The organism is Halalkalibacterium halodurans (assembly GCF_004376175.1).
GTDB lineage: Bacteria > Bacillota > Bacilli > Bacillales > Bacillaceae_D > Halalkalibacterium > Halalkalibacterium halodurans.
On sequence record NZ_SNUY01000040.1, the window covers coordinates 1 to 19,997 of the forward strand.

Sequence of the window (19,997 nt, forward strand, 5' to 3'; positions counted from 1 at the left end):
CTGTTTTTTAAAACACGATTTAAGACCAAGGGAGAAGTATGCCCAAAAACAGGCATTTTTCCGCTCCTCATTCTAGAAAGATGCTTTTCAGAAGAAAATAACCATGATTCTTTCAAAGGGATCGGGAGTCTAATCGTTTTTGGCCTAAAACCCTGATTTATGTTCGAGGTATGAATAATTCAGGTTACTATTTGTCATTAGCTTGATCTCTAGTATTCTGGTAGGATGTGCAGAAAGTGAATCGGGAACAGCTTCAAATGAAGGGGAAGAGAATACAGAAAAATCGATCACTTTTTCTTGGCCGAGGGATATCGGGCCAATGAACCCCCATGTTTACAATCCTTCACAATTGTTTGCTCAATCGATGATTTATGAACCATTGGTCAGCTATACGGAAGGGGGAGAGCTGCAACCCCACCTTGCTGATTCTTGGACGATTTCCGAAGATGGTAAAGAGTATACGTTCAAGCTTCGTGAAGGTGTGCAATTTTCAGACGGGACGCCTTTTAATGCAGAGATTGTGAAAAAGAATTTTGACACGTGGATTGAACATTCAAGCCTCCATAGTTGGCTCGGGGTAATGAATGTATTAGAAAAGACTGAAGTAGTAGACGAGTTTACATTCAAAATGGTGTTAAAAGAACCTTATTATCCTGCGTTACAAGATTTGGCGGTCGTCCGTCCAGTACGTTTCCTGGGTGAAGCCGGTTTTCCTGACGGTGGAGACACTTCCCAAGGAATAAAAGAACCAATCGGGACAGGCCCTTGGATGTTATCTGATTACAAGCAAGACGAATATGCGGTGTTTACCCGCAACCCGAACTATTGGGGAGAAAGTCCAAAGATTGATAAAGTCACGGTAAAAATTATTCCGGACGCAGAAACACGGGTTCTTGCTTTTGAAAGTGGCGAACTGGATTTAATTTTTGGAGAAGGGGTCATTAGTATGGATGCCTTCAATCAATTGAAAGAATCCGGTCAATACGGAACGGATCTGTCGGAACCTGTTGGAACACGTAGCTTGCTCTTAAATACATCAAATGAAAAACTAGCAGACTTGCGAGTTCGCTTAGCATGGATTTAACAAACAGGCGATGGTAGAAGGCGTTACCCTTGGCTGGGAAGAGAAGGCGGATAACATTCTATCCACAAACTTCCCGTACACAGATATAGATGTTGAGCCAATCGAATACGATGTGGAGCAAGCAAATGCATATTTGGATGAAGCAGGATGGGAGTTACCTGCTGGTAAAACCGTGCGAGAAAAGAACGGAGAACAACTCGAACTAGAGTTGATCTACGATAAAACAGATCCAATCCAAAAAGCGATGGCCGAAACGATGCAAGCCGAATGGGCAGCAATCGGTGTCAAGCTAGACATTACAGGGTTAGAATTAACGACACAAATTCAACGACGAAGAGCCGGAGACTTTGATGTGGATTTTTGGTATAACTACGGGGCGCCGTATGATCCTCATTCCTTTATCAATGTTGTGGCCGAAGCCGGATGGGGGGGGTTGCAGAAGCCCATTCCAACTTGTCGATGAAAGAAGAATTAGATGAGCAAGTAAGAGCCACTCTTGCATCTACGGATGAGACAGAACGGCAAGAGCTTTACGGTTCGATTTTGAACACGCTACAGGAGCAATCGGTGTTTGTGCCAATCTCTTATATTGAGCATTTTGCATATTTTTTGACCCAAGAGCCATAAGGATTTCAAAGACATAAAAAAGGACTTCACCCCTAAAATGTAGAATTTTTGAAGTGACGAAACCACAAAAATTCAAAAGGAGGAAGTCACTTTGTATATTCTACAAGAAAGCCTATTTTCCTTTGAAGAACTGCAAAAATTAGAGTCAAAAGAGAAATTACCTATCTTTTTTAGCTCGCTTGATTTACGCCCTTATGCTAAACAGTTGAGAAGTTCTTCACCCCGAGGGGCTGACGGTCATTCCAGAGAAGGGATTCTAAGGGCTCTCATCGCTGCCCCACTCGAAGGCATCGACACCTTTACCGCCCTTCATCATCGATTGGATAAAGACCTTCGTTTCCGTTATCAATGCGGTTTATCGATTGATCGCCCCGCACCGTCTATCTCCACTCTCAGCCGGGTTTTTGCGGCACTTACCAAAAAAAAGCTGGCTGAAAAGATCTTCCTTGACTTGGTACAGTTAGCTCAGGAGGAAGGAATAATTGACGGCAGCCACCAGGCCATCGACAGTGCCGCCATTGATGCCTATGAAAAGAAACAGCCCAAAAAGCGTAGTGAACAAACGGGTAATGCCAATTGGGGCGCAAAATATGATTCCTTCGGCAATAAAATTACCTGGTTTGGCTATAAGATGCATCTTTCAGTCGATACCGCAAGCGAACTGCCAATGGCCATAAAAGTAACCCCTGCCCATGTGAACGATGGAGAAGTCGCACCAGAATTAATAGAGCAAGTGGCAGAGCGTACCAAATCCAAAATTGAATTTCTGATCATGGATGGCGGATATGACCAACTAAAAAACTATGAATCAGCCAAAAACATTGGAGCGCAAGCCATTATCCCGCTCAATTTGCGCAACGAAAAAGAGCCTCCTGAAGGGATTTCTTCCAATGGAACTCCGCGTTGTTCCATGGGTTATGAAATGACTTATTGGGGAGCTGATAAGGACCAGCTCAAGTTCAGATGTCCTCACGCAACCGGCAAAGTGGATTGCCCATTAGGAATGGCAGCCTGTTCATCTTCCAACTATGGAATGGTGGTAAAAGTCGACATCAAAAAGGATGTGCGCCGATATTCCAATCCGCACCGTGATACAAAACGTTGGAAAGAGCTTTACAACGAGAGGACAAGTGTAGAACGCTGTAATTCAAGAATGAAAAGCTACCTTACGGCGAACTCCCTACATGTATGGGGAATTGAAAAAGTAAAGACCCATATTTACCTGAACGCTATTGTATTACTTGTTTCAGCGCTAGCGATGGCAAAGGAAAATAAAGGGAAGAAAGCCGCTTAAAAAAATTCAATGTGAAAAATTCTGTAGGTATGCCCGAAAACAAGATTATTGTTATATTTTGTAAAATAACATGCTGGTAGCTATTTGTCGAGTGCTTTATTTTTTATACTTTTATCCCAAAACACTAGTGTTGCATTAATTTAATTTGATTATTAAAAATACTTCAAATGTTCAATGAAGTTATTTTATGCAAAGAAAAAGTCCTTTATAATGGATAAGTTAGGTGGTAATCCCGTCCAAATCCAATAAAAAGGACCAATCTCATGGACAAGATTACACGAAAAACTTCATTTGGACAATGGTTTTCACCAATAAATCTTCAATTATTTGAAGAACAGGTGAAAACGATGAAATTAGATCGCTATACGAAAAAATTAACGACAGAGTCATTTCTAAAATTACTGCTTTTTGCGCAACTACATGAAGTCGAAAGTCTCCATGCCCTAAGGGATTGCCTATTCGATGATCAGCTTCAAAAAGGGGTCGACCTTGATTCGATCAGTATTTCTCAACTTTCACGACGATTAAATGGGATGAATCCAGATTTATTCCAACGGCTTTTCCTTGATTTGGTCGCACAAATTCATGCCAAAACACATTACACCAAACTCGTCATGCCGTTAAAAATCATTGATTCCAGCACATTGCCACTGAATTTGACCAACCATAAATGGGCAGAGTTCCGCAAAACAAAAGCAGGAGTGAAACTACATTTGCGCCTTGTTTTTATGGAAAAAGGGATCTCCTATCCTGAAAAGGCTGTGCTCACAACGGCAAAAGAACATGATCGTGGTCAACTAGAAATCATGGTAGACGACAAAGAATGCATGTATGTGTTTGACCGTGGCTATCTAGACTATGAACGCTTTGATCGCATGACAGATGATGGTTACTTTTTTCTATCTAGACTCCGTAAAAACGCAGTCATACGAGAAGTTTACGAATTTAAACTACCCGAGAATTCGACTATTCTATCCGATCAAATGGTGTTGATTGGTACAACTCAAAACCGCTCGGAGAACTACTTTCGTCTTCTAAGAGTGATTGATTCAAAAGGAAATGAACTTCAGTTACTGACAAATCGTTTCGATTTGAGTGCCGAAGAAATTTCAGAGATGTATAAATCACGCTGGGCCATTGAGTTGTTTTTCAAATGGATTAAGCAGCATCTCAGTATCAAAAAATTCTACGGTCAAAGTGAATGGGCGATCCACAATCAAGTGTTTATTGCATTAATCGTTTTTTGCCTCCATGTTCTCGTACAACTCGAGACGAAAAGCAAGCGAAAAACCTTACAAATTAGTCGTTATCTAAGAGCTGCTTTGTGGAAGCCAGCGTATATTTGGCTTCGAAAAATCGAAGGGAAAACCATTCCTTAATAAATAAACTGTCGTCGTCGTAAATGTCTAATTGTAAATAAATTTCCAAATGGATGGAACCACCTTTACTTGGGTATTTACCTTTTTGGCTCTGAACTAGAAAAAATATTAAACTGAAAATTCAGTCATTATTTATGCAACACTAGTGATCCCAAAAATCTAATTTTGCAAAATGCTCATATTAAGAAAACAGTTGTGTATCAGGAGAATGTAAATGAATTTATTTTCCCAGCGAATCGGGATGAACACCCATTTAACGGGATTGATGTGAGCAACTAAACGTAGGAGGCCGTGGATGGTTAGCTATATCGCGAAACGGATTTTCGCAGTGATTCCCATTGTTCTCTTTGCGATTTTCATCATGTTTGTTTTTATACGCCTCTCACCGGTGGATCCGGCTGAGGCGTATCTAACGGCAGCTAATATTCATCCAACCGAGGAACTCTTGGCTGAGAAGCGACATGAATTTGGGTTGGATCAGCCTATGGCCGTTCAATATGTCCAAACGATCGTGAAGGTTTTCCAACTGGATTTCGGTCACTCTTATGTTACGAATCAACCAGTTTGGGATGAGGTCACGGCTAGGATGCCTGCCACGTTGCAGCTTGCGGTTAGCAGTATTTTTCTGGCCGTCCTTATCAGCATTCCACTCGGTTTCTTATCAGCCATTTATAAAAACAGCCTGATTGATCGATTCAGCAGGCTGCTCTCTTATTTAGGTGCTTCGATTCCTCAATTTTGGCTAGGATATTTATTAATCTTTTTTTCTCGGTCAAGCTGAATCTATTTCCGGTCGAAGGAAGGGGATCTTGGGCGCATCTTGTGCTACCAACTGTCACCCTATCACTGGCGCTAATTGCCATCTATACTCGTCTCTTGCGTGCCAGTGTCCTAGAGCAAATGCAGGAGTCTTATGTTTTGTATGCCAGGACGCGAGGCATTAAAGAAAAAGTCATCATGGTGAAGCATGTGCTGAAACTAGCGATTTCACCTGTTATTACAGGACTAGGTATGAATGTAGGGAAATTGCTGACTGGGACGATTATCGTAGAACAAGTATTTTCTTGGCCTGGGTTCGGGCGTTATTTTGTTGATGCGATTTTTAACCGAGACATTCCCGTGATCCAATGTTACGTGCTGTTAGCTGCATGTCTGTTCATTGTGTGCAATTTAATTGTGGATCTTGTGCAACTGGTAATGGATCCTCGTATTTCATTGAAAGGAAGGGCCGAATATTGATTTCGAGTATGCAGATCGCCTTGAAAAGTCAGAAGACCGTGGTCGTATGCTCGGTCATTTTATTCGTTTTTTTCCTCGTGGCCATCTTGGCTCCGTGGATTGCTCCCCATGATCCGATTCAAGTGAATTTGGCGCTCAAGCTGTTGCCACCTTCGTGGGAATATCCGTTAGGTACCGACCAGTTGGGGCGCTGCAATCTGTCGCGACTTCTATTTGGAGCACGTGTTTCGTTAGGGTTTGCCACTTTGATCTTTATTTCCTCCCTAGGAATTGGATTGCTGGTAGGGGCGATTGCTGGTTATAGGGGAGGCTGGATTGATAGTGTATTAATGCGCTTCTGTGAAGGGGTTATGGCGTTTCCGAATCTCGTGCTCGTTCTTGGATTAGTCGGGTTATTCGGTCCTGGATTGTGGCAGGTGGTTTTGGCCTTAGTGATGGTTCAATGGGTGTATTATGCTCGGATGTTTCGTAGCATGATCGTCAGTTTGAAGGAGCAAAACTTCATTACGGCTGCCCGAATAAGTGGATCGTCGCCATGGAAGATCATTAGGCGTCATATCATCCCCAATGTTCTTCCCCCGATTGTGGTCATCGGCACACTAGAAATGGGGTGGGCCATCATGGACATTTCCGCACTTTCATTTCTAGGACTTGGGATTCAGCCACCTACTCCAGAGTGGGGAGCGATGATTCATGAGGGGAAATCGTTTATTCGGAGTCATCCTGAATTAATGCTCTATCCCGGGATTATGATATTGCTTGTGGTCATGACGTTTAATGTTTTAGGTGAATCTTTATCGGGTCGGTTTGGCATTAAACGACGTTTCTAAAAAGGAATGAGGAAATTGATAAATAACAATCATCATGTCTTGAAGGTGAGAAATTTAAACGTCAAAGTAAAGTCAGATCAGGGGATGCTTCCACTTGTTCAGGATCTTCAGTTAGAGCTGAAACGAGGCAAAGTACTCGGTCTTGTTGGTGAAAGTGGTAGCGGGAAAACAATGACCTGTATGTCGATATTACAGCTTTTAGATCGGAAAACAACTTGCATAGAAGGAAGCATCCAATTGCAAGGACGTGAGCTAAATGGCTTAAAGGCAGAAGACATGCGGACGATTCGCGGGAAAGAGGTTGGCTACATTATGCAAAACCCGATGAATGCCTTCTCGCCAGTATTTACGATTGGTAATCAATTTATTGAAACGATTCGTACTCATACCGAACTGACAAAAAGGCAAGCGTTTGAGTTAGCGGTTGCTTCAATGGAAACGGTCCATTTGCCGAAGCCATCTGAGTTGATGCGACGGTATCCGTTCCAGCTAAGCGGGGGAATGCTCCAACGGGTGATGATTGCGATCTCGATGTGTCTACGTCCATCGGTCGTTATTGCTGATGAGCCGACAACAGCTTTAGATGTGACGAACCAATTACAAGTACTAAAGGAGTTAGATCGACTTCGCTTAGAATCTGATTCAGCCATCCTTTTGATTTCCCATGATTTAGGGGTGATCGCAGAACTAGCTGACGAAGTGGCGGTAATGCAAAAGGGACGAATCGTGGAAAAAGCAGACGTCTTTCAACTATTTGATCACCCTCAGCATGAATATACGAAAAAGCTTTTACAGGCGAGGCCCACATTGCCAATCTATGAACAGGCTCGAGAGTTCGCCTTTTAAAATTTGTGGAAGGAGGTGGGCAAGTGAGTTTACTAGAAGTGAGAGATGTGACCCATACGTATCGTACCTCCCTTTTGTTTTGGCGTGCGAAACAGCGGGCACCTGTTCTTACCAATGTGTCCCTTTCGATCGAAGAAGGGATGTGTATGGGGCTCCTTGGAACGAGTGGAGCAGGGAAAAGCACGTTAGGTAAAGTCATCCTTGGTCTTGCAAAGCCACAAAAAGGAACGGTTTTTTTCCAAGGACAAGATCTTTATCAAATGGACCCGAAATCCCGTAGACGTGTTCGCCGTGATCTTCAAGTCGTTTTTCAAGATTGCTATTCGTCCGTAAATCCGCGGATGACTGCTGAGCAAATCATCGGGGAACCTTTGGAAAACTACGAAAGATTGTCCGCCTCCGAACAGAAACGAAAGATTGCTCATTTACTAGACATGGTCGGGCTTCGTTCGGACGATATGAGAAAATACCCCCGTGAATTTAGCGGAGGGCAACTCCAAAGAATTAATATTGCGAGAGCCATTGCGTTAAAGCCGAAGCTCGTTGTATTAGATGAATCTGTAAGTAGTTTAGATATGGTTAATCAAACCGTAATTTTGGAATTATTACGTGAATTAAAGGCAGTGTTCGGCCTTTCTTATCTTTTTATCACGCATGACATAAAAGCGGCGTACTCCATTTCCGATGAATTAGCTGTTACGGAGAAAGGACAGCTAATAGAACAATGCAAGGACAAAGCTCAACTCTTTTCGTCCAAGCATCCTGCTGTAAAGAATCTGCTCTCTTCCATCCTTTCTGAGCACCCTCGGCATCGGTCCATTTCTACGGGGAGTGTTTGAAATACACTCTTTCTTCGACGAGTGAGAACAAAGTACTTGAAAGAGACTCCCCTTGTAGAGGTGGATGGGGATGTAGAGAATTTTATCGTTCGCGATGATCCTGTAAGGGTGGCCCTAACCGACACCGCTAGTTTTTGAAGGGCGACCAAGTAATTTCCAAGCAGTATAGCCTTTTGATAGAAAATAAGCAATGAGTAATAAGCCAGCTAAGATACCATCAATCCATGCAATCATCCCGGCCCCCTCTACACCGCCTTGATGGAAAGTTCCTTTATTAAGTACTCTAGTCATTTGTGATGACAAAAATAGGAATAAACTGTTATACTATGTAATCATCCACCTGAATGCCACCCACTCATAAAAAACGAATCTAGAAAAGAAGGCGATTGCTTTTGATGAGACTGTTGCGAGCAAAACGTAAAGTAAGCCTAGAGCAGCTAGTGGAAAACGAAAATATACAGAACATAAGTGTAGATTACAACGGAAACCTTGTGATTTTATCAGTGACAAAGGATGGAGGGGACACACTTCACTCCATTTTTCATGTGACGGCATCGGGGGTAAGGAAAATTTTTGTGCCACCTGTTAAAGAAGCTTTTCACCATGTGCAGCCATTAAGGGAGCACTGGCTTCTTGTCAATGGGCGGGTAATGGACAATCAAACGCATAATGCTTTTGTTTACGATGACCAACAGGGTTTGGTTACATCCTTTCATTTAGGGGATGGGATTGAGCATGTGCAAACGACGGATCAAGGTGATATCTGGGTAGGCTATTTTGATGAAGGTGTGTTTGGCGATACGATCGGCACGAGTGGTTTATTGTGTTTTGATCAGAAGGGAGACATCGTTTTTGACTTCGACGCTCTCGTAAAAATAAACAAAAAAATTCCGCTCATTGATGATTGCTATGCCTTAAATGTCGTCTCAAATGACACAGTGTATTTGTATTACTTCGGAGACTTTCCGACAGTAGCATTGCGTCGTAAATCTGAGTATGATCTATGGAAAGATCAACTGCTTAAACGTCCGCCAATTGAAGGAAGCCAAGCGTTTTCCATTTGGGAAGATCACGTCCTGTTTAGCCATGGATACAAAGAAAAAGGAACCGTGCATCTTTATTCGTTCACACAAAAGAGGGTCAAAAGCTATCTTCCTGTCAATGAAGAGGACGAGGTCATTCACTATGAGTTTGCTACTGGACGCCAGCATCTCTTGTATTTAGTGACTGAGAACACGGTCTATCAAATCGACCTTAAACTATGGCTGTCTTCCTTTTAACGGACAAGCATTTTAAAAAAAGATGCGCTCAGACCACGCGCATCTTTTTTCCGTTGCTACAGAAGCGACAATAAATAGCCACCGATAGCACCAGTTAGGACAATCACCCAAGGGGGCAGCTTCCAAAAAACGAGCATCGCGAATAAGAGGGCAGCAAAGGCAAAGTCGGTTGCTGATAAGATCGAACTCGTCCAGATTGGGTGATAGAGGGCAGCGATCAAAATTCCGACGACGGCTGCATTCACGCCCATTAACGCTCCTTTAACTTTAGGATTGCGGCGAAGCGAGTTCCAGAACGGCAATGTCCCTAAAATCAGGAGAAACGCTGGCAAGAAGATCGCCACTGTTGCGATGAGACCGCCTTGCCAACCATCAATGACGGCACCAATGTAGGCGGCAAATGTAAACAACGGTCCAGGGACAGCTTGGGCGGCACCATAGCCAGCAAGAAATTCAGCTTCACTTAGCCACCCTGTTGGAACAAATTCTCGTTCGAGTAACGGTAAGACGACGTGACCGCCACCGAACACGAGTGCTCCTGCGCGGTAGAAACTATCAAACATAGCAATCCAGTTTTGGTTGGTGAACTCTCTGAGGAGCGGTAGAGCGATCAAGAGCCCGAAAAACAACGTAAGGCAGACCGCTGCAAACCGGTGAGAAATCGGGAAGCTTGAATGCTCTAGCTTCTCATCGATCGTTTCGTTGCGAAAAAGAAGATAGCCCACGAATCCGGCGATTAGGATAACACCCACTTGCGTAAAGGCCGTTTGCCATAATAAAGTGAGAATTACTGCAAACAGGGCGATCGTTTTTCTTTTTGCATCTGGGGTAAGGTTTTTCGCCATTCCTAAAATCGCATGGGCGACAACGACGACAGCAACGATTTTTAAGCCGTGAATCCAGCCTGCCTCTTGAAATCCGAACGTAAGTAGTAGCAGGGCGAAAACGATTAAAGCAATCACCGACGGGAGGGTGAACCCAAGAAATGAGACAACCCCACCCAATACACCTGCGCGCATGACGCCGATCCCAATCCCTACTTGGCTACTAGCTGGACCAGGCAAGAACTGACAGAGGGCGACTAAATCGGCATAGCTCTTTTCGTCCAGCCATTTTCTCCGGCGGACATACTCCTCGTGGAAATAGCCGAGGTGGGCAATGGGGCCACCGAATGATGTGAGCCCAAGCCGGGTTGACACGATTAAAATTTCGAGTAACGTTTTTATATTGTTGCCTTTTTGTACTGACATAGCTCCTCCCTCTTTTGCTTATTCTTTAATTTCTTTAAAAAGTTCATAAGCTTTGCTCCGTGCTTCCTTTAAGACGGATTCCCCTTTGGCAGTGGTCGTATAATATTTGCGAATCTTTCCCTCCACCTTTTGTTCTTGTTTTACTAATAGGCCGTCCGCCTCCATACTATGGAGAATCGGATAGAGGGTACCTGCACTCATGTCATATCCGTGCTCTTTCAGCTCTTCAAGCATCCATAATCCAAAGATCGGATGCTCCTTTGCATGGTGCAAAATATGGATTTGGATAAAGCCTAGGAATAGCTTTCGTAAAATTTTATCCTCCAAACGATCATCCCTTCCTATTATCGATATTCAATATCGAAATTCGATAATAAAACGATAACAAATTGACACTTGAATTTCAAAGGGATCGAGAAGAATTAACAACATCTTTACAAATGGATAAGCCAAAAAGACAGTAATAAATGGTGAAAATAAGGTATAGTTATCCAATCGAATGAAGGAGAGGAGGAGAATAACCAATGAATCTATTAAGCGATGTCGTTTTAAGACTCGCCCTCTCCATACCTGTAGAGCCAATTAATGTAGAAATGGTAAAAAGGGGGGATCAAAAAGTTTGGGTTTGTTGTTAGCTTTGCTTATCAGGCGGTGACAGCAGGGCTTGAACTGGTGATCAGTCCTGATAGGAATGGTCACTAAGCGACGTTCTTAACAGTCGCTTAGCTGATTTTAACATACGGGAAATCGGTTAACGGCTATCTTTATCAACACTTACGTTTCGACCAGGATAAAACTTTAAGGACTCAATCGGTTCATTCACTTTCGCCGTTCGTTCACGGCAGCTAATTTTATAAATCGCCGTTCGACTACCTAACGACGAGCGGTATTTCTCTACGTGGCTCGCAGCGAGTGGTGAATGATAATAGCCGGGGACGTATTTATCTAACATTTGTTGCATGGCTTCGGTTCCTTCCTCTATAGCTAAAACGGGTTCGATCGTTCCAAAAATGATAACGCTCATGTAAGCCGTATCGGTGTGGGCGGGGATCGGTGACAAGATCGTTCCGAGATCCTCACATATGGTAAAACACACTTCGGGATTTTCTTCGATCATCTTCATCTTTCTCCCTTCAGTTGCCCCATGAAAATAAATCGCGTGGTTATGCCAGACGAAATTTAATGGGATCACGTACGGTTGATCGTTCGTTGAAAGCCCTAAAAATCCAGTTCTTGCTTTATTGAGAAACTCAGTGATTTTTTTCTCGTCCTTGCATTCTCTTTTCGTATAACGAATCGCGTTCATAAATAAACATGACCTCCCTCTATAAATTAAGATTTTCTTCAAAATGCTTTAAATATCTTAGAATTTCATTGCCTTTTGTTATCCTCTGATTAGATGAAACTTGCATTTCATGCATTTGTTGGAAATATGAATGCCATCCTGGTAGAGATCATGCTTTCTCGCTTTCATATGTCAAAGCACTCATTTCCAGAAGGGTTTTTATGGGGGGGAGCGATTGCAGCGAATCAGGCGGAAGGCGCTTATCTTGAAGACGGGAAGGGATTAACGCTTGTTGATTTACTTCCGACTGGTCAAAAGCGTTGGGATGTTATGTTAGGGAAGCTGGACTCGTTTACGCCATTGGAAGGAGAGTTTTATCCTTCCCACGAAGCGATTGATTTTTATCATCGTTATCAAGAAGATGTTGCCCTTTTAGCTGAAATGGGCTTTAAAGCATTCCGACTTTCCATCTCATGGGCGCGTATTTTTCCTAACGGAGATGATCCAGAACCGAATGAAAAAGGACTGCAATTTTATGACGATCTCTTCGATGAACTATTAAAATACAACATTCAACCTGTTGTCACTATGGCCCATTTCGATGTACCCGTTCATTTGATTGAATCGTATGGAGGGTGGCGGAGCCGAAAGCTTGTCGGTTTATTTGAAACGTATGCGAAAACGATTCTTTCTCGCTACAAAGATAAGGTGAAATATTGGATGACCTTTAATGAGATCAATATGCTTCTCCACTTGCCATTTGTCGGAGCTGGTCTCGTATTCAAAGAAGGTGAAAATAAAAAGCAGATCCAATATCAAGCGGCCCACCATCAACTAGTTGCAAGCAGCTTAGCCGTAAAAGCTTGTCATGAATTGATTCCTGATGCGAAAATCGGATGCATGCTTGCCGCTGGAGCCACCTACCCATACACGTGTCACCCGAACGATGTCTTTGAGGCGATGACGAAAGACCGAGAGTCGTTTTTCTTCATTGATGTTCAGTCACGAGGGGAATACCCTGGCTATGCGAAGCGTTTTTTCCGTGATCATAACATCGTCATTGATATGGAGGAAGGAGATGAAGCGCTTCTTAAGAACCATACCGTCGATTATATCGGCTTTAGCTATTATGCAAGCCGAGTGACAAGCACAGATCCAGAAGTATTGAAAAACACAACATCTGGCAACGTGTTTGGTTCGGTGGAGAATCCATATCTAGAAAAATCGGAGTGGGGCTGGACCATTGATCCGAAAGGGTTCCGCACGACCGCAAACCAGCTTTATGATCGCTATCAAAAGCCATTGTTTGTCGTCGAAAATGGTCTTGGAGCCGTTGATGACGTCACCCTTGAAGGCGAAATCAATGACGAGTATCGGATCGACTATTTAAGAAAGCATATCGCTGAAATGGCTGAAGCGATTGCCGATGGTGTGGACATTATCGGCTACACAAGCTGGGGGCCGATCGACGTTGTGAGCGCATCGACTGGTGAGATGAAAAAGCGTTACGGGTATATTTATGTGGATCGAGACAATGAAGGAAAAGGTTCGTTGAGACGAATGAAAAAGAAAAGCTTCCATTGGTATAAAAAAGTGATTGAAACGAATGGGGAAAAACGATAATCCCTTTTAGAGGGGCCGTTTAGCAGCGGCCTCTCTTTTTCATTTTACTAGGGCTAAGAGGGCAGCCAAGTTTTTCTAAAAACAATATTGACAGCACCCTTTAAGAGGAGTACATTTATGAGCGAAAACATAAAAAGATACTCGTGCACCTTTAATCGCTGAATCTCTATTGAGAGCGGGGGAACCATATTGACAGAGTCGTTTCTGTCTTGGGGTGAATCTTATGTTTTTTATAAGAAGGGATACTCTCCATCCCTAATCCGACAGCTAACCTCGTAAGCGTTGATTCGAGAGAGGGTCTCGATTTTTTTCAAGACCATCTTCTTTGAGGTGGTCTTTTATTGGTGCGATGGGAGAAAAGGAGCTCAAGATGAAGACACAATTTGCAGTCATTGGCTTAGGTCGTTTTGGTGGAAGTGTATGCCGGGAATTGTATCAGCTCGGTCATGAAGTATTAGCAATTGATACGAACGAAAGTAAGGTCAATGAGTTTACAACGCATGCAACCCATACGGTCATTGCGAATGCTACGGATGAAAAAGCACTAACATCTTTAGGAATCCGTAACTTTGATCATGTTGTCGTTGCGATAGGGGATAATATCCAATCAAGCGTGTTATGTACTTTGTTATTGAAGGAGCTCGGGGTACCGAACGTTTGGGTAAAGGCTCAAAATGATTATCACCATCGGGTGTTAGAAAAGATCGGAGCAGACAGAATCGTCCACCCTGAACAAGACATGGGGATTCGGATCGCACAGCATTTAAGCTCGGAAAAAATTATTGATTACATTGAGTTATCTGATGAATATAGCATCGTGGAATTAGTAGCCACAAGTAAAGTAGCAGACCAAACATTAGCCGACTTGGACATTCGGGCAACATACGGTGCGACAGTGCTTGCGATTAAAAGTGGTGAACATATGAATGTCTCTCCCCTGCCAACCGATATCATTCGGCTTAATGATATTCTCATTGTGATTGGTCATAATAATGATCTGAACCGCTTTGAGAGAGAGGGCCTGTAAGAATGGCACGACTTTTATCCAAGTCAGCATTAAAGGGGAAGGTCATTCATTTAAGCCCACCGCAAATTTTAGCGCTTAGCTTTCTCGTGTTTATTATGATCGGCACGCTCCTATTAAAATTGCCGATCGCATCAACTACGTATATTTCGTGGATTGACGCGATGTTCACAGCAACATCCGCTATTACAGTGACCGGTCTCGTTGTTGTCGACACAGGAACGGACTATACCGTGTTTGGCCAAGTGGTGATTATGATCTTGATTCAACTTGGCGGACTCGGATTAATGACGTTTGCGGTGCTTGCGGTCATGATGCTGGGAAAGAAAATTGGGTTGCAACAACGGATTCTCATCCAAGAGGCGATGAATCAAACGTCACTAGGTGGCTTGATTCGGCTCGTTAGGGTGCTACTCCTGTTCACTCTGGTGATGGAAACGATCGCTTTTATTCTCTTATCGGTCCGCTGGGTACCTGAATTTGGCTGGCGCGAAGGGATGTATCAAAGTTTATTCCATACAATCTCAGCCTTTAACAATGCAGGTTTCTCCCTTTGGTCTGACAGTTTATCTGCATACGTAGGCGACCCTGCGGTCAACCTGATCATTACGATTCTTTTCATTACGGGCGGGATCGGCTTTACCGTGTTAGCGGATCTTTGGTACAAAAAGACATTCCGTGCCCTTTCGCTACATTCGAAAATTATGCTGCTCGGTACGTTAGCTTTAAATTGCATTGCCTTTATTGCGATCTTTATTCTTGAGTACGCCAACCCGCACACCTTAGGGGGACTGGCTCAGTCGGACCGGTTTTGGGGCGCTTATTTCCAAGCGGTTACTCCGAGAACGGCAGGATTTAATACGCTTGAGATTGCCGATATGACGACGGCCTCAATTGTTTTGATTTTGTTGCTTATGTTTATCGGTGCCGGAAGTGCTTCGACGGCGAGTGGAATTAAGGTTACCACGTTTTTCGTGATGATCCTTGCCACTTGGTCGTTTTTAAAAGGGCGTGCCGAAACGGTCGTCTTTGAACGGACGATCAAACTGCATACGATCTTACGTGCCCTAGCGATTATCGTCATTAGTATGATGATTGTATTTATTGCTGTTTTCATATTGGCCATCACCGAAGACGCTCCATTTATTGTAAAAGTATTTGAGGTGTTTTCGGCCTTTGGTACCGTTGGTCTATCGATGGGACTTACAGGTGAGCTGACGACTCTTGGCAAAATGACCATTATGGTCGTTATGTTTATCGGAAGGGTTGGACCGCTCACAATGGCTTTCACGCTTGCGAGGCCAAAGCAGTCAAACATACGTTACCCTGAAGATGAAGTGTTTACAGGGTAATGATCATTTTCTTAATGAAACCTTTGCTTGGAGGAGCAGAGGTTTTTTTGATTATGCAATATGCATAAAAAGGATATGTTATAAAAATTTATCATAAAATGTTCCTATTTGGAAAAATATGATATAGTAAAAATTGTAATCTACTATTTTAGGAGGAGATCCGATGAAAAAACTAGTTTCGTCCGTTTTTTTGGCAAGTATTCTGACCCTATCGTCCTTTGCGTGCTTACCGAATCCGTCTAGTGCAGCTACTCTATCGAATGAACCCAACGAGCTGGAAGTAGATCAATTAAACGAGGTGTCTCCTATGGCTATTCCTACAGGTTTAAGATTGAGCCATCCACCTGAAATCACTGGAGCTTCTGCGACAGTAATATTTCAATTACGCTTTTCCGGTGATACAGCCGGAGGTCGATATCGATGGACATTAAGTACAGGAGATGGTAGACCAATAAGAAGCGGCTCTACTAATGCTACTAGCCATAGTGTTATGCATACTTACTCATTAAGTCCAGGATACTTGAATGATCGGTATACAATCCAAGCAACAGTCACTGGCTATAGTTCACAGAGTACTAGAAGCACGATTCAGCATTGTCGCACAAAATGTTCTTAATGAAAGAGAGGCAAGCACTAGCATATCCAAATGCTAGTGCTTGTTAATCATAATAATAGGAGAGACTTATGATGATTCAACTGAAGAATGTGTCAGTTACATACCAGGCTTTACACGAGACGTTAACGATTTTACAAGATATTACTTTAACCGTTGCTTCAGGAGAATGGCTATCGATCGTTGGCCCATCTGGATCGGGGAAAACAACGCTACTAAAACTAATTGCAGGTGCCCTCCAGCCAGTGAGCGGAACGGTGACGATCAATGAGCGATCCATTACTGACTTAGCTCATACAGACAGACAAGCGTTTATACGGACACAGGTTGCTTCGGTCTATCAACAGTTTCGTCTGCTCCCGCAATTTAATGTGCTGGAAAATGTCATGCTTCCGCTTGTTCCTTACGAGAGCCGAAAAACGATACGCCCTCGGGCGACAGAGCTGATTGATCAAGTCGGTTTAAGCCATCGAATGACCCACTATCCTCATCAACTGTCAGGCGGAGAGCAGCAGCGGGTTTCCTTCGCCCGGGCGTTGCTAACAGAGCCAGCCATCCTGTTGTGCGATGAACCGACAGGTAATTTAGATCAAGCGAATCGTGACAACATTTTAGACTTGTTAAGTAAATTACATGCTCAAGGGCAGACCATTGTGTTAGCGACCCATGACGATGTTGTGGCACGCAGGGGAGATCGAACGATTTCCATTGATAATGGTACCATTCATAAAGGAGAACTTGGCCATGCTTCGCTATAGTTTTCGGTCGATTAAACGGAACTTTGCTAGCTCTTTGCTGTTGGTTGGGGCCCTTGTGGCGATATTTGTTGCAAGCCCCTTGAGCTTTTCGATGCTGTCGTCGATTCAAGCCGAAGTCGATGCAAACATCAAGCAGTATGCAAGAGGAAGTTATGATTTGCTTATTCGACCGATTGGTACACAGACAGCCGTAGAAACAACGCTTGGTGTCGTCGAAGAAAATTATTTGGCCCTTGGCGAAGGTGGAATTTCGCTTAACGAATGGGAAGCTATCAAAGCACTCGATGGGGTAGAAGTGGCGGCTCCGGTTGCATCGCTAGGCTACTTTGCGGGAGAAACACACACCGTGGCAGTCGAATTTCCAGAGAATAGCAGTTTTATTGAGGGACGATTTCAAACGTCAGACGGCCTACATACGTACCCGTTACAAGCAGGTGGCTCCTATTATGTGCTTAAACAAGAAGGTTACTACCATGGTTATGAATATGTGCAACAAGGGAATGAAGAAATTCCAGGGAGTGGAAGTCCGCCTTTTTTTTCGATGCCTGTTACGTACCACTTAATCGTCGGTATCGATCAACAAGAGGAAGAAAAGCTTACAGGCTTTAATTTCTCCGCATTAAACAACAGCATCCCGGAAGGCTTTAGGTTTTATTTTGATCTTGATGTTGAGAGACATATTAAAATCATTTATTTGAAGGATGCGACTACGCCGCTAACTATGCAAGTGGATGTAGCACCGATTGATTGGGAGACTGCTGATACGGAGCGCCTAAAGGATGAGTTAGGGCTCACCTATGACGAGCCGCTGTTTATTTCTGAACAATTTCCATCGTTATTTGCACAGTTTCAGGATCGGCACATTGGACCGATCGAAACGTATACCTTTGATCTATCTGAACACATGCCTCCATTTTCCTATGATCCTGTATCCCTTGACTACGACGGAAGCATGCATGAACCCATAGAGAATGCATACGGAGTGAGTGAATCATCCCGATTTTATCAAGCGTCCCCGATTGACTATGACATTCAAGCCGGAGGGCGCTTAAAGGTCAAGCAAGTAGGTGACTACGAAGGAATTCCAATTTACCGCACGATCCAAGAACAAGGAGGTGCTGCATACGAGTTGCATGGCATTGGGAAAATTCCGTTCTTGTTATACCCTGTCGGTCATTTTACGACAGCAGAGTACGAGCATTCCCTTTCTGCTAGCCCGCTCGGCATCTATCAACAAGCACCCTCCGTGTTATCGGATGGCACGATGCTCCATGAAACGATTGCACCGGGAAGTTTTGTCAATGCACCGGCCCACGGTCTGATGGCGTTAGAAGATGCGGCGTTTATTAAAGGAGATGCGCCGATTGATGCGATTCGAATACGGGTTGCAGGAATTACTGCGTACGATCAAGAGGCAGTGGATAAAATGAGTGAGGTGGCGACTGAGATTGCTAAATTAGGAGACTATCAAATCGATGTGATCGCCGGAGCCTCTCCTGCTCCGATGACGATGGACGTTGAAGGTATAGGAGAAGTTGTTCAGCCATGGACGAGCTTAGGGGCTGCCGCTACGATTCGTGACGGCTGGAACGGGACGAACGTCTTGATTGCAGGATTGTTCCTATTCGTAAGTATTAGTTATTTGGCGAATCGGTTTCATTTTAGACGCCATACGAAAAAAGAGGAGCAGGAGCTTTTACTTGATCTAGGCTGGAAAAAACGACATATCCGATGGCTGTATCTAATGGAAAACAGCTCGCTCATCTTCCTCTCTGCCGCAATAGCCTCTCTCATTTTGCTCGCTTATATTTGGTTATATCAGGCAGATTGGTTCATTTTGATCTTTTTTGTTGCTGTCGTTGTGCTAACGTTTCTCTTTAGTTTGATCTATGTGTCGATGATGAGAGGCGTTCAGAAAATCTCTTTTCGAAGGCTAAAAGGACAAACGGTATGGATACGGAACCTGTTCTATTATCGGCGCTTACTGACGTTAAGCATCATTCAGCTAGCTTCGGTGGCACTGCTGCTCGCTTTTGTCGTCTCTTCGATTGCGGCGACGATTGCCCAAACAGGTGGAACCTATTTAGGTGTATATATTAATGATGCTGTATTTATACCTCTAGTGTCTGTTATGGTGGCAGCGCTGTTTCTTGCTGTCTTGACGGTCGGTGAGAGCACCTCAGCCTTTTTGCTTTTACGGAAAGAAGAGCTGCAAACATTGCGTGATATCGGCTGGCGTATAAAAGACGTCCACCGTCTCTGCTTAAAAGAGTCGGCTTTTTGGACAACTGGGGCGATTATGGGCGGTGTCGTCATCAGCCTTCTCACGGTCAGCGTGTTTTATTCGCTTTCCCTTTCGTTGCTTTTATTTGCTGTCGTGGCGGTCGTACTTCTAAGTAGTATTGCAATCGTAACGGCAGGAGGCATGATCCGATCCTCGTTACGAAAAATGGTATGATAACCGTGTAAAGGAGGTAAGGGCTAGCATGTTGCTAGCTCTTATTTCGCATTGATTAAAGGCTCTCTGCTGTTACCTCGAGACTCAGCAATCGCTGAGCTTTCTCTCTGTTTTCAGCCCATATAAACCTTATGTTTCTTTCTGAGACCAAAAAGAACGAAAAGATTAATAAAACCAAAATCACGCAAAACATGAAAGCGCTTTTATAATGATAAT

At 43.6% G+C, this 19,997-nt stretch carries 15 protein-coding genes, 2 pseudogenes and 1 riboswitch; of the genes and pseudogenes, 14 read left to right on the forward strand and 3 right to left on the reverse strand.

Annotated features, from left to right (window positions below; translation table 11 throughout):
* Positions 1–196 precede the first annotated feature (196 nt).
* The 8 genes and pseudogenes from nikA to E2L07_RS13140 all read left to right on the forward strand — a co-directional run.
* Positions 197–1,693 (forward strand): annotated as a pseudogene (nikA, locus tag E2L07_RS13105) (nickel ABC transporter substrate-binding protein); the annotation flags it as partial.
* 109 nt (positions 1,694–1,802) lie between these two features.
* Entirely contained in the window at positions 1,803–3,005 is a 1,203-nt protein-coding gene (locus E2L07_RS13110; RefSeq protein ID WP_063210481.1) for a transposase, read from the forward strand.
* Between the two features lie 263 nt (positions 3,006–3,268).
* Entirely contained in the window at positions 3,269–4,384 is a 1,116-nt protein-coding gene (locus tag E2L07_RS13115) for an IS4 family transposase (protein WP_134229775.1), read from the forward strand.
* A 295-nt stretch (positions 4,385–4,679) separates the two neighbouring features.
* Positions 4,680–5,623 (forward strand): annotated as a pseudogene (gene nikB / locus E2L07_RS13120) (nickel ABC transporter permease subunit NikB).
* Between the two features lie 8 nt (positions 5,624–5,631).
* Complete coding sequence (gene nikC, locus E2L07_RS13125; protein ID WP_134229792.1) at positions 5,632–6,453, forward strand: nickel ABC transporter permease subunit NikC; 822 nt, start codon at positions 5,632–5,634, stop codon at positions 6,451–6,453.
* 84 nt (positions 6,454–6,537) lie between these two features.
* Entirely contained in the window at positions 6,538–7,299 is a 762-nt protein-coding gene (gene nikD / locus E2L07_RS13130) for a nickel import ATP-binding protein NikD (protein WP_233443902.1), read from the forward strand.
* Between the two features lie 23 nt (positions 7,300–7,322).
* A complete protein-coding gene (gene nikE, locus E2L07_RS13135; protein ID WP_134229777.1) occupies positions 7,323–8,138 on the forward strand; it encodes a nickel import ATP-binding protein NikE in 816 nt (271 codons plus the stop codon).
* A gap of 395 nt (positions 8,139–8,533) precedes the next feature.
* On the forward strand, positions 8,534–9,418 hold the full coding sequence (locus E2L07_RS13140) for a hypothetical protein (protein WP_134229778.1): 885 nt from the start codon (positions 8,534–8,536) through the stop codon (positions 9,416–9,418).
* Positions 9,419–9,474: 56 nt separating this feature from the next.
* Here E2L07_RS13140 and E2L07_RS13145 read toward each other — a convergent pair whose 3' ends face one another.
* The 3 genes from E2L07_RS13145 to E2L07_RS13155 form a co-directional block, all read right to left on the reverse strand.
* Positions 9,475–10,668 (reverse strand): chromate transporter, encoded by a 1,194-nt coding sequence (locus E2L07_RS13145; protein ID WP_134229779.1) that lies wholly within the window; start codon positions 10,666–10,668, stop codon positions 9,475–9,477.
* An 18-nt stretch (positions 10,669–10,686) separates the two neighbouring features.
* Positions 10,687–10,995 (reverse strand): PadR family transcriptional regulator, encoded by a 309-nt coding sequence (locus E2L07_RS13150; protein ID WP_010896752.1) that lies wholly within the window; start codon positions 10,993–10,995, stop codon positions 10,687–10,689.
* A 424-nt stretch (positions 10,996–11,419) separates the two neighbouring features.
* Entirely contained in the window at positions 11,420–11,974 is a 555-nt protein-coding gene (locus E2L07_RS13155; protein WP_134229780.1) for a pyridoxamine 5'-phosphate oxidase family protein, read from the reverse strand.
* A 168-nt stretch (positions 11,975–12,142) separates the two neighbouring features.
* On the opposite strand from E2L07_RS13155, the gene E2L07_RS13160 reads away from it, so the two are divergent.
* The 6 genes from E2L07_RS13160 (at position 12,143) to E2L07_RS13185 (ending at position 19,781) form a co-directional block, all read left to right on the forward strand.
* A complete protein-coding gene (locus E2L07_RS13160) occupies positions 12,143–13,576 on the forward strand; it encodes a 6-phospho-beta-glucosidase (RefSeq protein WP_134229793.1) in 1,434 nt (477 codons plus the stop codon).
* A 146-nt stretch (positions 13,577–13,722) separates the two neighbouring features.
* Positions 13,723–13,873: riboswitch (cyclic di-AMP (ydaO/yuaA leader) on the forward strand.
* Between the two features lie 73 nt (positions 13,874–13,946).
* Positions 13,947–14,603, forward strand: coding sequence for a potassium channel family protein (locus tag E2L07_RS13165; protein ID WP_134229781.1), 657 nt, complete (start codon positions 13,947–13,949; stop codon positions 14,601–14,603).
* A gap of 2 nt (positions 14,604–14,605) precedes the next feature.
* A complete protein-coding gene (locus tag E2L07_RS13170) occupies positions 14,606–15,952 on the forward strand; it encodes a TrkH family potassium uptake protein (protein WP_053432254.1) in 1,347 nt (448 codons plus the stop codon).
* 163 nt (positions 15,953–16,115) lie between these two features.
* Positions 16,116–16,568 carry a PKD domain-containing protein gene (locus E2L07_RS13175; RefSeq protein WP_134229782.1) on the forward strand — a complete coding sequence of 151 codons (453 nt, stop codon included), beginning with the start codon at positions 16,116–16,118 and terminating at the stop codon, positions 16,566–16,568.
* A 71-nt stretch (positions 16,569–16,639) separates the two neighbouring features.
* Positions 16,640–17,323: an ABC transporter ATP-binding protein gene (locus tag E2L07_RS13180; protein WP_134229783.1), complete on the forward strand. Its 684-nt coding sequence runs from the start codon at positions 16,640–16,642 to the stop codon at positions 17,321–17,323.
* On the forward strand, positions 17,310–19,781 hold the full coding sequence (locus tag E2L07_RS13185; RefSeq protein ID WP_166740079.1) for an ABC transporter permease: 2,472 nt from the start codon (positions 17,310–17,312) through the stop codon (positions 19,779–19,781). Before E2L07_RS13180 ends, E2L07_RS13185 begins: the two co-directional genes overlap by 14 nt.
* The last annotated feature ends 216 nt before the right edge of the window (positions 19,782–19,997 follow it).

Bases quoted from the DNA above. Each gene is read 5' to 3' on its own strand.
- E2L07_RS13115 (WP_134229775.1), top strand. From the start codon at position 3,269: ATGGACAAGATTACACGAAAAACTTCATTTGGACAATGGTTTTCACCA.
- nikD (WP_233443902.1), top strand. From the start codon at position 6,538: ATGCTTCCACTTGTTCAGGATCTTCAGTTAGAGCTGAAACGAGGCAAA.
- E2L07_RS13140 (WP_134229778.1), top strand. From the start codon at position 8,534: ATGAGACTGTTGCGAGCAAAACGTAAAGTAAGCCTAGAGCAGCTAGTG.
- E2L07_RS13175 (WP_134229782.1), top strand. From the start codon at position 16,116: ATGAAAAAACTAGTTTCGTCCGTTTTTTTGGCAAGTATTCTGACCCTA.
- nikC (WP_134229792.1), top strand. From the start codon at position 5,632: ATGCAGATCGCCTTGAAAAGTCAGAAGACCGTGGTCGTATGCTCGGTC.
- E2L07_RS13165 (WP_134229781.1), top strand. From the start codon at position 13,947: ATGAAGACACAATTTGCAGTCATTGGCTTAGGTCGTTTTGGTGGAAGT.
- E2L07_RS13155 (WP_134229780.1), bottom strand. From the start codon at position 11,974: ATGAACGCGATTCGTTATACGAAAAGAGAATGCAAGGACGAGAAAAAA.
- E2L07_RS13145 (WP_134229779.1), bottom strand. From the start codon at position 10,668: ATGTCAGTACAAAAAGGCAACAATATAAAAACGTTACTCGAAATTTTA.
- E2L07_RS13185 (WP_166740079.1), top strand. From the start codon at position 17,310: ATGCTTCGCTATAGTTTTCGGTCGATTAAACGGAACTTTGCTAGCTCT.
- E2L07_RS13180 (WP_134229783.1), top strand. From the start codon at position 16,640: ATGATTCAACTGAAGAATGTGTCAGTTACATACCAGGCTTTACACGAG.
- E2L07_RS13160 (WP_134229793.1), top strand. From the start codon at position 12,143: ATGTCAAAGCACTCATTTCCAGAAGGGTTTTTATGGGGGGGAGCGATT.
- E2L07_RS13170 (WP_053432254.1), top strand. From the start codon at position 14,606: ATGGCACGACTTTTATCCAAGTCAGCATTAAAGGGGAAGGTCATTCAT.